At 39.8% G+C, this 16,530-nt stretch carries 8 protein-coding genes; 6 read left to right on the forward strand and 2 right to left on the reverse strand.

The annotated features are described in order from the left end of the window. Positions 1-641: 641 nt before the first annotated feature. Positions 642-1,238 (reverse strand): hypothetical protein, encoded by a 597-nt coding sequence (locus DFQ12_RS11525; RefSeq protein WP_120259061.1) that lies wholly within the window; start codon positions 1,236-1,238, stop codon positions 642-644. 593 nt (positions 1,239-1,831) lie between these two features. On the opposite strand from DFQ12_RS11525, the gene DFQ12_RS11530 reads away from it, so the two are divergent. Then, entirely contained in the window at positions 1,832-3,385 is a 1,554-nt protein-coding gene (locus tag DFQ12_RS11530) for a hypothetical protein (protein ID WP_120259062.1), read from the forward strand. A 211-nt stretch (positions 3,386-3,596) separates the two neighbouring features. Here DFQ12_RS11530 and DFQ12_RS11535 read toward each other — a convergent pair whose 3' ends face one another. Further along, positions 3,597-6,839, reverse strand: coding sequence for a TonB-dependent receptor (locus DFQ12_RS11535; RefSeq protein WP_120259063.1), 3,243 nt, complete (start codon positions 6,837-6,839; stop codon positions 3,597-3,599). A 471-nt stretch (positions 6,840-7,310) separates the two neighbouring features. Here DFQ12_RS11535 and DFQ12_RS11540 point away from each other — a divergent pair, with 471 nt between their 5' ends. From DFQ12_RS11540 to DFQ12_RS11560, 5 genes are all read left to right on the forward strand, one after another. Continuing rightward, on the forward strand, positions 7,311-7,787 hold the full coding sequence (locus DFQ12_RS11540; RefSeq protein ID WP_120259064.1) for a hypothetical protein: 477 nt from the start codon (positions 7,311-7,313) through the stop codon (positions 7,785-7,787). Between the two features lie 568 nt (positions 7,788-8,355). Then, complete coding sequence (locus DFQ12_RS11545) at positions 8,356-11,481, forward strand: SusC/RagA family TonB-linked outer membrane protein (protein ID WP_120259065.1); 3,126 nt, start codon at positions 8,356-8,358, stop codon at positions 11,479-11,481. 18 nt (positions 11,482-11,499) lie between these two features. After that, entirely contained in the window at positions 11,500-13,455 is a 1,956-nt protein-coding gene (locus DFQ12_RS11550) for a RagB/SusD family nutrient uptake outer membrane protein (RefSeq protein WP_120259066.1), read from the forward strand. A 37-nt stretch (positions 13,456-13,492) separates the two neighbouring features. Further along, positions 13,493-14,764 carry a DUF4959 domain-containing protein gene (locus DFQ12_RS11555; RefSeq protein ID WP_120259067.1) on the forward strand — a complete coding sequence of 424 codons (1,272 nt, stop codon included), beginning with the start codon at positions 13,493-13,495 and terminating at the stop codon, positions 14,762-14,764. A gap of 24 nt (positions 14,765-14,788) precedes the next feature. After that, positions 14,789-16,465 carry a DUF4998 domain-containing protein gene (locus DFQ12_RS11560; RefSeq protein ID WP_208642510.1) on the forward strand — a complete coding sequence of 559 codons (1,677 nt, stop codon included), beginning with the start codon at positions 14,789-14,791 and terminating at the stop codon, positions 16,463-16,465. Positions 16,466-16,530 lie beyond the last annotated feature (65 nt).

Genomic DNA, 16,530 nt, shown 5'->3' on the forward strand with positions numbered 1-16,530 from the left:
ATCTGACCTTTTTTTCAAGATTTGGCAGTATCCCATAAAGTGTGTAAGTCATTAATCGGTTTTCTAAATTCTGTCGACCTTTTTTCCAGTAATCGGGTTGGTCGGTGGCGTAAAATCTGTATTTAGGTCGTACTTAAAAAGCGCTGGAAATGTAAAAAAACAGCTTTGGAAAAGAATCTTATGTCAGGAAATGATGAGGGAGATAGATGACTTATATATAACTGGCTTGTTTGCGAAAAAGCCTATTGAATAAAGCAAATGCCCGCAATCGCTCAGTATATTTTGCAAAAACACGAAGACAATTACGGGACATTTACACTTCCTCTAATCACTCTGTTTGCCTGGGAGGGTAGAGAAAGTAAATCATTGTCCATGATAACCTGGACAAATCTATATATTAATAAGTCTCGAACAAATTTATAGCTATCAATCGGGAACTGAAAGAAAAATAAGTTTCGAATTTCAATGATAAAGTTGTTATTTTCTATTGAACACAAGCTAATTACCTATACAAAACAGGTTGTTACGGACTGCTTTCTCCATATAGCTATCTTCCGTGTTGCATGAGCAAAACCAACACTCCTCTTGTCTAAAGCAGCACCGTATAGCTATTGCTATTCAAACATATGAAGCAAAACAATCTACAGCATTATTTTATAGGATCGAAAAATATCGGCGGTACATTGATCTTTTACGGTTGTTTTGGTCAGCACAAATTCAAACGTAGGTTCTAACCCAGTAATATACATTGTTTCTCCATCCTGATTTTTGAAAGAACTTTCTTGCTGTGTGAGTCCGGCAAGTATACTAAGCTTGTACCAGCCATTTTCCAGCTCAACTTGAGGCTTTCCGAACTTATGTTGGTGTTCGATCCGCTCTTTCATTTTCTCTGCGGTAAAATCTTTTAGTATCCACCAGGTAAATAACATGATCTTACCGTTCACTATGTTCAAGATGTATCCATCTTCCCGGATCTGAAGATCATTCCCCTCCTTCAATAGTTCAGGTGCTTCATCATCAGTTAGAAAGATAATGGTATAGGGTAAATTTTCAACCTGTGACAAAGGAATCATGATCCCCGCTTCGACAACCCAGTCGCCTGTTTCTTTTGTTGTAAATTCGGTTGCCAGATCATTGGGTAAACCGTTTTTCACTTGGTAATCGTGCAGCAATTCAATATCTCCAAGTAGAAAATAAGATAATGTATCATTTAAGACTTCCGTAAATTTTGCTTTCATCTTTAAGTTTTTATCGGATTGAATTTACATCATAAAATTCTTAGTTTATATTGATTTATCATTTCTTTTTCAAGAGCGACCAGTAATAATTACTCCAAGTCAGTACTAAGAAACTGGCTACTAAACAGGCCCTTTCTTTCAAAGATTTACTATAATCATTCTGCATTTTTCCTACAGTTGACCTACTCCTATAAGTCAACTGTAGGAAAAATGTAGGTCAAAAGTAGGTCAATGGACGAATAAGGTCAGGAAAAATAGCAAAGAAAGCAGGAAGTTAGTGCGATAAGCATCTTCTGCAAATTGTTCATTCTGCTTTCAGTCCAATGTTAATAATAACTTGGTGTTAATTTAGGTCCCAGCAAAAGCAACCAATGGACGAAAATCACTTTTAAGTTCGTTTAAGAAAAACTTTCTTCTTTTAACACCGAATTAAAAATATCTAATTGAGCTAAAAAATGGTTGAAATTGAAAAAATTCGCTATAAACTAGAATCTATAGGCGAACAAAAAACATTAATTTAATATAAAGAAAATAAAAAAAATAAACATTATTTATATTTATAAGACAAAAGATCAAATAAACAAAATTACATTATGAGAAGTATTATTTTCACTCTATTATCGATACTGCTAATCAGTATCACGGGCTGTTCAAAAATTGACGAAAATCCCGAAGTCCCTATAGAACAATCTCGTTCGTTAAAAGCAAATATCACTCAACCCAACGCCCCCAACCTCGATCCAAATTGGGACTGGAATAATAGTGCTCTAAACACGGTTAAGGTTTATTATACTACACAAGCTGGATCAACCATCAATGAACACAATATGTTAGTTCCGTGGAAAACACAGGGAAATCCAATGAATCAAATAAATCCTGATATAAAAACAGAAGACGGATGGATCCTAGTCTATAAAGATTTCGGTACACCTACGAGGGGGGTATATATGCCGTACTTTGCGGTTTACAATAAATACCGAGGCATTTTAAGAGTTTTTGTAATGAACTCCCAAAGTATAGGTACTTCTTATTTTTTAGGCTCTTTAAAATTTAGAAATTCAACTTATACCAACGCTAGTCTGTCTTTTTTTTCTAACGCAAATTACCTAGATTCTTATGATAAAACAGAAAATCAAGAGGTTATGGCAACAGCAAATCAATTCGGTTCATGGATGAATTTCGATTTCAATTTAATGAACTATGATCCAAACGTTCAGGCAAATCAAATTTTAGACTTAAATATCAAAAGCGTCCTTACTTCACAAATTAAACTTGCTTCAACTGAATTTAGCGCAGTACCACAATATCTTAGTCAGATCACCCCATCTTATGAAAACGGGGTCGGCAAAGTTCTAGCAGATGGCAGCAAAGTTGTAAAAGGTGCCGAAGGACTCACAAGTGTTTTATTGGATTCAAAAAACCTTCTAGAAAAGCTTAAAACGTCTCAAAGTCAAAAAGATAAAAGCTTTTTAAACAAAGCGTTGGGTTATGGAGAAATTATTCCTGTAGTCGGAAAATACCTGGGAATTAGTAAAGGATTTTTCGGCGGCGGTGGTTCTGCTCCAAGTTTCGACCCCATTGTCAAGATTGAAGGAACTCTTAAGTTAGATGGATCTGTAGTAACATCCATTCCGCTACACACCATCTCGCTGTCAATGAAAAAAGAAGGAAATATAACACCCAGCTATTATCAGCCAGTACGCGATATAAAATTTGGCATATTCTCTCTTAAAACTAAAATCCTAATAGGAGGAAAAATAGACCATTATACTGGGTACAACTCAGGGCCTTTTGGTGATATCGAGCCTTATAGTTGGTCTAATGCGATTTTCACTGTTAATGGAGATCTATTAAAAACAACTAATTTACAGATTAATCCCAGTATCGGATTAACACTTAAATCTATCAGAATAAAATTAACCAATCCACCAGACCGTCTTCCTTCGGATGAACTCATATCATTAACAAGTAATACGCAACTTACTTGTTCTACAAATGATGGATTTATGAGCGACAGAAGTGGCGATTTAGGGTTAGAGTTTATTTTTAAGAGAAATGATGACCCGACTTCAACCAAGGATTTAATATTCATGAAAGAATTTGTAGCAATTGAAAACTATGAAATAAATGAACACAATTTGGATTAACAAGAAAGCCAACACACCTATACTTACACTAACAGTCCATACAATTGTTAATTGTATAGCTATATTAAATAACAAAAATATCGGCAGACCTATCGATAATATTATGGAATAAATATATATGATATTAAAATAATGGTTCAAACTATTTCTAAAAAAAATCCCCAGTCTATTAATAGATCGGGGATTTTTAATTTTATTAAGTTCGTATATCCTAATTGAAGATATAACGAATACCTAATTGCATTTGATATCTAGAATCTATACCTGTATTATTTCTAAATGTTTTCTCTTTAAGATTTTGACTAACAGTATACGTCGGTTTATTGTCAGTTACACCTTGATATTGCATAAAGTTGGTAATATTAGGTGTTTTTGTAACGCCCCATTTGCTGCTCAATAAGTTACCTACATTGATAATATCAAAAGAAACTTGCAATCTGTGATTATCTTTTGTTTTCAACACTTTAGATAATTCTTGCATAATCCGAATGTCAAAACGATTCATCCAAGGATACTCTGCACCATTTCTTTCGGCATATTGCCCTCTTCTAGTGCTTAAATATTTGTCTTGGCTAATATAGGCATCAAGTCTTGCCCATTGCGCATCTGCCGTTTCTAAAACTTTAGTTTTATCCTTACTATCCATTATATCAACTAAGGCAATATCTGCACGATCTTTTGGTACATACATTAAAACATTAGAAAAGCGCCCACTTCCATTTAATATATCACCGCTTACAGTGTAGTTAAATCTTGTTCCACCAAAGACATCTCCATAAGGTCTACCTTCATAGACTAAACCAATTCTAGTAGGTAATTGTGGAGTAATATTGAAATTCACATTTACTGCTGCAATGATACGATTTCTAACTACAAAACTTGAATAAGCTAAAACCGGGGAATTCGGATTACTTACCATCGCATTACCAGTGTATGCTGAGTTCGCTTGAGAACCTGGATTTGAAGTAATATCTTTTGCACTACTATGTGTATAGGCAATCATTGCATCACCATATTTACCAAAACGTTTCTCCAATTGTGCTGTAATACTATACGCATTTCCCTTGGAAGTATTATCTAATACAATCGCACGTGTAATAGATGGATTGATTTGTCTTGGATTATCTTTAGCTAACCAATATGCCCTTGTATCCCCTGTACCGGAAAAATTGCCCTTTGGATCTGTTAGGTTTGCATCCCGGTGATAGACTTCATTAATAGATTTGGTATAGATCCCTTCTAAAGTAGCCTTCATATCCCATGGCAAGGCGTACTCAACGGCTAGGTTTGAACGCCAGATTTGTGGCATTTTAAAATCTCTCGAAGTCACATCGATTTCATAGGTTGCTGGATTCTGGCGGTCCGCTGGCAAGTATGCAGTGGGATCTGGATTAAATGGTCTATTAACCGGAGCATCTTTTACATTTTCAAGCATGTTACCAAATGTCATACCTGTCTGACCAGCCTGATTTGTTAACCATACGCCTGGTACCCCCCCTGTGAAGATTCCCGTTCCTCCACGTAATACAAATGACCGATCTTGTCTGATATCCCAATCAAATCCTGCTCTTGGTGATACCAGTACTCTAGCTTTTGGTAAACGGGATACATCTAATTTTTCCCCATTCGCGAAGGTCATACCAAGAACTTTCTCATTCGTTACGATGTCCGTCGTATATACTGGAATGTCTGCTCTAATACCATAACTTAATTTAAAGTTTGGCTTCACAAACCACTCATCTTGCGCATACAGAGCAATTGGCATCATGCTAAAATCTGCTGATGGCCTTTCGTTACCCGGTACGACAGAATACGTTAATTGATATTGTATAGGGAGTACTGTTTTATCACCTTTAGCAGCAGCAATAAAGTCATCCATATTTTTATAACGGTACTGTCCGTTCATAAATTGAGCAAAAGCATTACTAAATTTTTGATAGCTTAATGACCCTCCAAAAGTAAAGGTATGTGCTCCGGCAAAAATATTGAAGTTATCTGTAATACTAAATAGATTTTGGTCTAGTTTATTTAAGATTGAAAAAGGCTCTGAACCAAAAGAAATATAATTAGCCCCCGAACCATTCTCAATATCTACGGTTGGGAAAAGACTGCCCTTAGGATCACGAAAATCTCTAAATGCCGAATAAACCACTTGGATCTGATTCGCGTACTTACTATTGAATGTTGAGTTTAACTCCGCAGTAATAGAGTTGATATTATTGTTTTGACGGTAACGAAGATTAGAGAAAATCAAAGAAGTTGTACTAGGTCCGCGTCCTCTATTACTGTTAGATGTACTTGGGTTAATATCTCTATAAGAATCTAGGTGGTTATAACGGAGTGTAAATTTATGCTTTTCATTAATATTCCAGTCAATTTTTGCTGTAATATTATTGGCTTTCTGATCATTATTAAATCCTTCGTACACACCCGGATCATAACCAAATTGCTCCATTAAAGTTTTCTGAACCAAATCCAAATCGGAAGCCTTCACAATCGATTCATTTGCAGCACCTGTACCTCTATTTGCAAGAATATTAGAACCTGGTGTTGTACGTTTGGTAGTTTCACCATTCAAGAAGAAAAACAATTTATTCTTAATAATTGGACCACCAACACTAAAGCCTAATTGATTATTTTTATAACTTTCCGTTTTTGGTAATTTTTCACCATCAACTGTATAACCTTGTAAATCTTGATTCTTAAAATACCAGTAGGCCGATCCGGTCACCGTATTGGTACCTGATTTTGTAATCGCATTGACACCTGCTCCTGTAAATCCACCTTGTTTCACATCATATGGCGAAAGGTTGATCTGAATAGCCTCAATCGCATCCAATGAAAAAGGCTGTGCGTTTGTCTGACCACCTGGAAGAGATGACAAACCAAATGCATTATTCATTTGTGCACCATCCAAGGTCAAAGAGTTGAACAAACTATTTCTACCAGCAAACGAAAAGCCGTCCCCTTGCGAGTTTGCCTGTGGATTTAATTTTGTCAAATCCGTAATACTTCTGGAAATAGCAGGCATTTCCTCAATTTTCTTTCTACTTACAATAGTAGATACCCCAGTTTTTGTGGCACCTCTACGAGCAGTAACAGTTACTTCCTCTAAAGTAGTACTCTTATCCGTAAATACAGGGTTCAACACAAAAGGTTGTCCTAACTGTAAATAAACATCATTATAAACAACTGGATTCTGTCCGACATACGTTACTTCAATCGTATAAGGTCCTCCAACACGCATGTTTGCTAAGTTAAACCTTCCAGCAGCATTTGCCGATCCAGTATAAACTGTTCCCGATGGCACGTGTGTTGCCTTGATAGTAGCTCCCGAAGTTAGACTGCCGTTTGCTTCTTTTACAATACCTGTAACGCTACTTGTCGTGACCTGAGCTTGTACAGCACCATAACTGGCCATTACAAGAGCGAAAAAGAGTAAAGATCTTTTCATATAATGTGATTTGTTAAAAAATGTTAAGCAAAATTACTAAGAGATTTCAAATAACAAAGGACTTAATATAAACTTAACACACTACAGCACATACACTTCATACTATACAGGAAGAAATTCTTATCTTCCTATATAATTTTTAAAGAAAAAAAACGTTATAACACCTTTTAAACCACCATTTCCAAAGAACCAAGTCTATATAAAATAGTTTTCCACAGTCAATCGCTCCGATTTATTTGTAACAACATTCTTCCATTCCCAACTTGAGCTTTTTTAAAAAAATTCATTAACTTTCTTTCAACCGAGAATTTTATTAATCAACTCGTTTTTTTGTAGCAATTGCGCTACTGTGCCTTGTATTTATTTAAAAACTATAAACTATTGTCCGTTCGAACTGGTTTCTTTAAAAATCTGTTTTTAAAAACGGAGAACTTTTTAGAAATTCGCACACCTTTATAATTCACTTTTTTCATGGAAGTCGGTATTCAAAATTCTTCTTTTCAGGAACCCGCAGACATTAAGTTGTCTCCAGCAGGGCTTTCTTTCTTAGCTTCAGCAGCTAAATGGGCTATTTTTTTGGCTATTCTCTGTTTTATACTTATTGGGTTATCGGCCATAACTATGATTAGTCTGATGTTCGGGGCAAGTGCCTTATCTCTAGATCAAGGTGAATATATATCCGCTAGCACAATATCAACCTTTGGTATACTTTACCTGCTGATGATGGCTTTCTCCTGCCTCCCGATCTATTTCCTCTATAATTTTGGATCCAAAGCAAAAAAAGCCGTCGAAAACCGCGATAGCATCCAACTTGAGCTCTGTCTCGAAGCTTTAAAGAAACATTATAAATTTATCGGGATCATAGCCATCATCACCATCGGATTTAATTTCCTGGGACTTGTCGTAGGCGTTATATTAGGTATCTCCGACGCAATCGCTGGCGTGTAAAAATAAGCTAACTGAAAAATACAATCAGTATATCCAAGGCTGACAACGGAATGGTCCCACTATTCCGTTGTCTATCGATTCCCTCTCCTTTCCCCTCCTATTTATACTAAACCTAATAATACGATCCGAGAAACAAATCTTTTCGAAGTATTTTTGTGTAATATTTTTCATTTAATTTAATTTTTCTCAAACAATATCTTGCTTAAATCGTTATAGCAATAACGAAAGGAAAAATAAGATCGACAGTTCTTATACTTTCAGTTTGAAAATAACCAATTTGTATAATCTAAAACCTAACCTTTATGCAAAAAATAAAGAATTCATCTATTGCTATGCTCTGCTTTAGCTCATTAGGGAGCTAGCTAAAACAGACAGTCAAGGCTGTACCAAAAACCTGAATAAGAAGTAATAACCAAATAATTTAAAACAAACTTAAACCAATTTATTTTTTAGGGCAACTCCTGTCTTGGGGGCTCCTTGTCTTTAAAAAGGAAGAATTGATAAACGAATCTAATATCTTCTTCCCAACGTAAATCAACCAATTAATTTATCTAATCACCTATCAATTATGCAAAAACGAAAAGAAAAACTGTTTCTTTTCCTATTGCTCTTTACCCTACCCATGCTGTCTTTTGCTCAAAAGCAGCTTACCGGTATTGTGAAAGATGCATCAAATGGAGAAAAAATCGAAGGCGTTACCATTCTCAAGAATAGGGTTCCGGTAACGAAGACCAACGCGAATGGAGAGTTTCAACTCTCTGGTATTGTGGGCGACAGCCTAGTTTTTACATTTGTGGGAAAGAAAGATGAAACGCGTGTCATCGGTCCACAGAACATTATTGAAGTATTATTGTATGACGATGGAAAGAGTCTTGATGAAGTCACCGTCGTCGCCTTCGGTACGCAGAAAAAAGCAACGGTAGTGGGTGCCATTACCACAGTAAAAGCCTCAGATCTAAAAATTCCCGCAACCAACCTCACCAGCGCCTTCGCCGGCCGCATACCCGGCGTGATTTCTTTTCAGAACTCAGGCGAACCGGGTGCCGACAATGCCCAGTTCTTTGTCCGTGGGGTCACAACATTCGGCTACCAGGCTTCTCCACTGATCCTGATTGACGGTTTTGAATCAACCACCGACAATCTTGCCCGGATGCAGCCCGATGATATAGAAAGTTTCTCTATATTAAAAGACGCCTCGGCAACCGTACTCTATGGTGCCCGCGGTGCCAACGGTATTATCATGGTCACCACCAAAGCGGGAAGAGAGGGACCTGTAGGATTGAATGCCCGCGTAGATGTCAATACCGCATCACCAACCCGAATGATCAAAATGGTTGATGGCATTGACTACATGAAACTCTATAATGAGGCGCGCATGACCAGAGACCCTATTCTTGGTCCTTATTATTCCCAACAGAAAATACAGTCGACAATAGATAATGAAAATCCCATGATTTTCCCCAACATCGACTGGTACAATACCCTACTCAAGAACTATACAGTCAATACAAAAGCCAATGTCAATCTTAGCGGTGGTGGACAGGTGGCCACCTATTATGTATCGGGTGGTTTTGATAAAGAGTCCGGTTTGCTGAAAGTGGATGACCGAAACAATTTCAATAACAACATCAATATCAACCGTTTTTTTATTCGGTCAAATGTGATCTTCAAACTGACAAAAACCACCACCTTAGACACCCGGATCCAGGGACGGTTTGAACGTTATAACGGGCCATTCAGATCAGCAAGTGATATCTTTCGGATGGTCATGAACAGCAATCCCGTTGACTTTCCGGCAGTATTTTCCCCTGATACCAAAAACGAATTTACTCAACACACTTTATTTGGGAATACCTTTGTAACAGGATCACTCAAAAACAATCCCTATGCGGAGATGGTGCGGGGTTATGAAGACCGCAATGAAAATACCATCACAGCGCAGGCTACCTTGATGCAGGATCTGGCATTTCTGACACCAGGTCTGAAACTCCAAGGCCGGGCTTCGGTAACAACTTGGAGCAAATATGCCGGTACCAGGAGCTATGATCCCTTTTATTACGATCTGGAAAATTACAACCAGATTACCGGTGAGTACAGTCTCTATGCGCTCAATCCCACAACAGGCCGAGCAACGCTGGGCGATGTAGACCCAAAAAGGGATGCCAGCTCCAATTATTATTTCGAGGCGCGTTTTAACTGGAACCGTAGTTTTGGCAATCACAATTTAGGTGCCATGACCGTGGGGATGATCGAGGAAAAATTACTGACATCCGGTAATAGCAACTCCATTTACGAAACCTTACCCGAACGCAATATGGGAAACTCTGGACGTCTGACCTATGATTTCGACAATAAATACTTTGCGGAATTTGCTTATGGTTTAAATGGTTCGGAGAAGTTCATGGGCCAAAAACGCTTTGGCTTCTTTCCTTCCTTGGGCGGTGGCTGGATGGTCTCGAGCGAACGTTTTTTTGAACCACTTAAATCGGTCGTCAGTACATTAAAACTACGTGGTACCTGGGGACGTGTCGGAAATGACGCCATTGCCGAGCGGAGAGACCGCTTCTTTTACCTATCGGATATTTCAAGGGGAAATGATGCCATGTATCGTTGGGGAACCGATTTTATGAATGCTTATAATGGATTTAATGTAAACCGCTACGCTAATCCAGATATCACCTGGGAAGAGTCCGAAAAATGGAATGTTGGTATAGAAGCCAATTTCTTTAATGAGTCACTCAAATTGCAGGGGGACTTTTTTAAAGATGTACGGAGCAAGATCTACATGCGACGGGAAAACTTCCCTGCATCTGCCGGTTTGGAGGCTGCAATAAGTGGTAATGTGGGTAAAGTCAGTTCACAGGGATTTGATGGTTCGCTGACCTATCAAAAATTCTTCGGATCGGATCTCTGGCTTTCGGCCCGGGCCAATTTCACCTATGCCACCAACAAATATCTTGCACTGGACGAGAAAAATTATGCAGATACCTATCTAAAGAAACTTGGACACAATTTGAGACAAGAATGGGGGCTGCTTGCCGAGCGACTATTTGTCGATCAGTATGAAATAGATAATTCACCCAGACAGGATTTCGGTGAATACATGGCGGGTGATATCAAATACAAGGATATCAATGGTGATGGCATTATCAATGATAACGATAGGATTCCGATGGGCTACCCTACCGTACCAGAGATTCAATATGGTTTTGGTATGTCTGCGGGTTATAAAGCATTTGATTTTTCCTTCTTCTTTCAGGGGAACAAAAATGTCTCTTTCTTTATTAACTCCACCGCTGAATCCAACCCAAATACCGGATCTTATGGAATAGCTCCTTTCGCTTCCCGCAGAAATGCATTGGCTATTATCGCCGATAACTATTGGAGCGAAACTAACCCAAATACCCATGCATTCTGGCCTCGTCTGTCTACAGATCCCATTAATAATAATACACAGCAGTCCTCCTGGTGGCTGAGGGATGGTTCCTTTATCCGGTTAAAATCCCTTGAGATCGGTTATAGCCCGCGAAATTTAGAACGCTTTGGTTTTGGCAAAGGAAGCAGGATCTATATCAGTGGCGAAAACCTGGCTGTATTCAGCCCATTCAAACTCTGGGATCCAGAATCGGGACGAAATGGACTCGGCTATCCGCCAAACCGACGGTTTAATGTTGGTATTCAATTATCATTTTAACGTATAACGGACTTACACATGAAAACAATAAAATATATCGCAATTGCAACAGCATTCTTTTTGGGTTCCTGTTCCAAGTACCTCGATGTGGTACCAGACAATACCCTAAAACTGGAAGATATATTCAACATCAAAGTTGAAGCTTACAATGCACTAGCCAAAGTATACAGCTACCTACCCAATGATGATCAGACGCATGTCACTTCCTGGTCGCTGGGAGACGAATGGCTCGGTCGGCTGGATCTTAACACCAATACAGGCAACCTACGGGCAATCCGTATTATGCGGGGTTTACAATCACAGACCTCACCTCAACTGGGTCTTTGGTCTGGTACCGAAGGTGGTAAACCGCTCTATCAGGGTATACGCCAATGTGAGGTCTTCCTAGCCAATATTGACAAAGTACGTGATATGACCGATGGAGAAAAAGCCGAGTGGAAAGCACAAGTCAAATTTCTAAAAGGTTATTTTGCTTTTTTACTGATTCAGCGCTATGGACCTATTGTTCTGCCTACCGGTCTTGCTTCGCCAACATCCACACCGGAGGAATTGTTTTTGAACCGTTCCAAAGTAGACGATTGCTTTAATTACGTATTAAACCTCATGAATGAAGCTATTCCGAATCTGACTGAACGTGTATCCTCCAACAACCTCGGGCAGATCGACCAAGTGGCAGCCAAAGCGATCAAAGCTAGGGTGCTTGTGTTCAGAGCAAGTCCATTTTTCAATGGTAACCGCGAATACTTTGGCGATTTTATGGACAGTGATGGCCAGCCTTTCTTTCCACAGGCTGAGGATAAAGAGAAATGGAAAGCAGCCATTGATGCGCTTAACGAATCGATTACATTGTGCGAAGCAAATGGACTGGGACTCTATCATTTTGCCAAGGAACCTTTTATTTATGATCGTCCCGCATTTACGGCTAATCCCGAAAGAATGCAAACATTGTATGACTTACGTATGCTTATTGTAGATCCATGGAATAAAGAACTGGTTTGGGGGAATTCAAATCTCAATTACTATAACCAAGGTGAATTGGCCCATTCCTCCAATATCCGTTTGCCCGAAGGCTATGGCGACGGGGTCGTGAACGAACCTTCTTATTCATGGCAATGGATGGGTGCCACCTATCAAATGGCTGAACGTTACTACACCGAAAATGGATTACCCATTGATGAGGATCTGACCTATGATTTCAGCAACAAATATGAAATCATCAAGACACCAGCATCCAGTGAAAGCAGCTATACGCACTGGAACGGCTACATGCAGCCCAATACCGAAACCATCAAATTATACATGAACAGAGAGCCTCGATTCTATGCCAACCTGGGCATTACAGCGGGTTATTGGCGGGCACATACCGTTCGTATCAATACCATGTTCTATGGAAATTCACATGGGGGTTATAACTCCTCGCAGCACACCACAGACTTTTTTGCCACGGGTATTGGTACACAAAAAATGGTACACCCAGAGTCACAATCCGGTGCTTGGCAGCGTACGATAAAATTCCCTTATCCCATAATCCGAATGGCTGATCTATATCTGATGAAAGCAGAAGCTTTAAACGAATATTCAGGCCCATCAACAGAGGTCTACACCCTCTTAGATCGCGTCAGAGAACGAGCCGGAATCCCCTCCGTGGAAAAGGCCTGGTCTGACGCTTCGCTCGCCAAAACGGTCAATAAACACCGGACTAAAGAGGGGTTACGGGACATTATTTTGCAGGAACGCGGTATTGAGTTTGCATTTGAAGGTATCCATTTCTGGGATATGATGCGCCACAAACGGGCTACATCGGCGTTTTCCATGCCAATATGGGGATGGAACCATACCGGGACCACAGGCACTTCATTCTTTGTACTTGATGTCAAACAGGAAAGACGTTTCACCATCCGCGACTGCCTATGGCCTATTGATCTCAATGAGATGAACACCAATGGTAAACTTATTCAGAATCCGGGCTGGTAATGCTAAATTTTTATTGTAACAATTAATATAGACAAACATGATCAAATTAAATCTTCAATATATCGCATTTAGTTTCCTGCTGCTTTTCTTTGCCTGTAAAGAGATTGAGCGATTTTCTCCGGCTGCGGACGATGGTACGCCACCCGGAAAGGTAGAACTGCGCAGGTATATCCCTTTATATGGTGGGGCCCGCTTTTTTTACAATATACCAAAGGATGAAGATCTCATCAGCATCGATGCCGTTTACACCAATCCCAACGGTAAGTCTTTCACCTTTTCGGCCTCTTATTTTGTGGATTCCCTAGATGTGTATGGACTGCCCAGCACAGATGAATACACCATAAAGCTATATGCCGTAGATCGTACGGGCAACCGGTCAGAACCACTGGATGTCAAGGTGCAGTCTCTGGAACCTGCTTTTACCCGGGTAGCCAGTTCGATACAGGTGAAACCGGGCTTCAGTTCCTTCTTTCTGGACTGGGAGAATGAGCTCAAGCAGGACGTCAATGTTTATGTAGACTTTACATTTAACCAAAATGGTACGCCCCGTAGCCTGACCTCGGTCTTTTCGTCCAATCTGGCTACCGACCGCAGGTTTATCAATGACCTCGTGCTCCCATCGACAGAAAAAGTAGGTGTGAAAGTTCGTGTCGAAGACAGCTATGGAAATACCACTGCAACCATAGACAAAGGGAATATTTCCCTCCTCGAAGATACGAAAATACCGAAAAAAGACTGGGTATTGCCCAAAGCCGCAGATTCCATCGGCCGTATCCCGATGGCCTTTGGCGACGGACTGGAAGGGCGCTCGCGCTACGTGATAGACGATATCATAGACCGGGGTGACAACCTCAACTTTATGCATACGCATGGGCGGGGACGAACCGGAAAAACGGCTGATGGCAATATGCCCTGGAACTTTATCATCGATCTGGGTGCTTATTATGAACTGAGCCGCATTATTACCGTACAACGGCACTCCGGGGGATTGGCCAATATCTCCAGAGGGCAGTACTACCGCAGCGAAAATGTCGGAAGGTTCAAAATGTATATCTGGGATGATGCCAAACAAGACTGGGAACCCGTATCAGAGCACTTTATTCCGGTACCTTTTGGGATCAGTGAACTTGAATTTGTGAAAAAAGGGGAAGCTGGCGATATGGCTTATATGTATCCCGATAATCCGAAGTACACGAAGAAGACAAGATGGTTCAGGTATGAAGCTGTAAAGGGTTTTACATCTGACTATACTTTAGATGATGCGAACTGTCTTTCTGAAATCACGCTTTACGGACGCAAAAGTAACTAAATAGAGACCTCAAAGACATAAAGTATGAAAACAAAAAATAAGTTCAGAAAAATAGCTGGTTTTTTAGTTGTCTTGACGTTAATGGCTTTTAGCTTTTCCTGCAAGAAAATGTACGATAATATAAAACCCTACGCGGAGGAAACTGTGTATCCGCAACGCTATGATACCATCGCCGCCAAAATCGGCTATGAACGGGTCGAAATTGATCTGATAAAGGCAGGACGGATTCCCTCAAGTCAGATCCGGATGGGAAAATCCAAAAAAACAATTGTTGAATATGACAATCAGAAAATCACCATTGATTCATTGGTTTCCTGGCTCAATATCAAAGGACTCAAACAGTCTAAACTGTACCGCTTTAAAGTCTATACCATAGACGAATTTGAAAATAAGTCGGTGCCACAGCAAATCGCTGTCATTCCATTTACCGAAAGTGACGTAAAAAACCTGGTCATTGCTTCTCCGCGGATTATGACTTCACCAAATGCGATGGTCATCGACTGGACGAGCTCACTATCATCCATCCTGTTGACTTATAAAAGCCTTTCTTTTGAATATAAAGATAAGACCGGAAAAGTAATTACAGGAACCCGCGGGACCTCACCGCGTATATTTGCGGCAAATCTCAATCCCGGATCAACGGTAGCGATGAAGCTGTCCTATAATGTCATCCCGAAAGTAGGCGGACAGGAAATAGTAGACTCGATCACTTATACACAGACGCTCGATATCACTTTGCCTACCGGAGAGACAACGTTCAATCCAACAGAACGGGATATCCTCGTCGCGAATGGGGTCACTACCTTCAATGCGAATGTCGCTGCGGGGATTAAGAAATTGACCTTTCCGATTCATACCAACAGTTTACAGGATTTATTCTATTTTTCCAATGTAACTGAATTGGATCTGACCGGCGGTGAGCTATTTAACGTTAAAACCCTTGATTACAACAGAAATAGTGTGGTAAAAACGATCGGCGGCGGTAAGTTTCAGCCTTTTATACGTCATGTATCAACCATATCAAATGCCAATGCGCAAGCGATGTTAGACCTCCTGGATCTGGGGATAATCAAAAAAATTAAATATATCCCCAATTCGCTAGGAATAGATGAATTGCTGAAACGCTATGATAGTAAAAACATTGTCGAATGGGTGACACCTCCGGATGAAAGTTTGATTCCGATGAATTTCTTTCTGGACGGAAAGATTCAGGACAATAACTGGGCAACGGATATTGTCAATCCGGCGACGGACGCTCCGGCGGGAACAGCTATTGTAAACCCGATGAAAATCACGCTAAAAGCAGCGAGCGCTTCCTTTGTATTTACACTTCCAAAGGAATATCGTTTTAATATCGCCAATTACAAATATCTTAAATTTAAGGTCTATGCACCTGACAAATCTAAATTTACCGGCAGTTACAGCGCTTTCCAAAAATTGTGGCCTAGATTTATGAACTATATGTGGGCATTTTCCAGTGAAAGTGCCTTTGGTCAGGAGTACTGGGAGCTGGACAGAAATGCTACCCCAATTCCGGACAGCGATCTGACAAAATGGAAGGATGTGACCATTGATTTGTCCTCAGCAAAAGACAAACACAACAGAGTAATTGTCATTAACATTGGTGGTGAACCCGGCGGAACATTCAGTCCTCCAGCGGATATTACTTATTACTTTGCTAATTTCAGGTTTTCAAAATAACACAAAGAAATAATCCCTCAAAGAACCGTTTAGCACGGAATAATCGAAAATAGACCATAAGGGGG

Source organism: Sphingobacterium detergens (genome assembly GCF_003610355.1).
GTDB classification, from domain to species: Bacteria; Bacteroidota; Bacteroidia; order Sphingobacteriales; family Sphingobacteriaceae; genus Sphingobacterium; species Sphingobacterium detergens.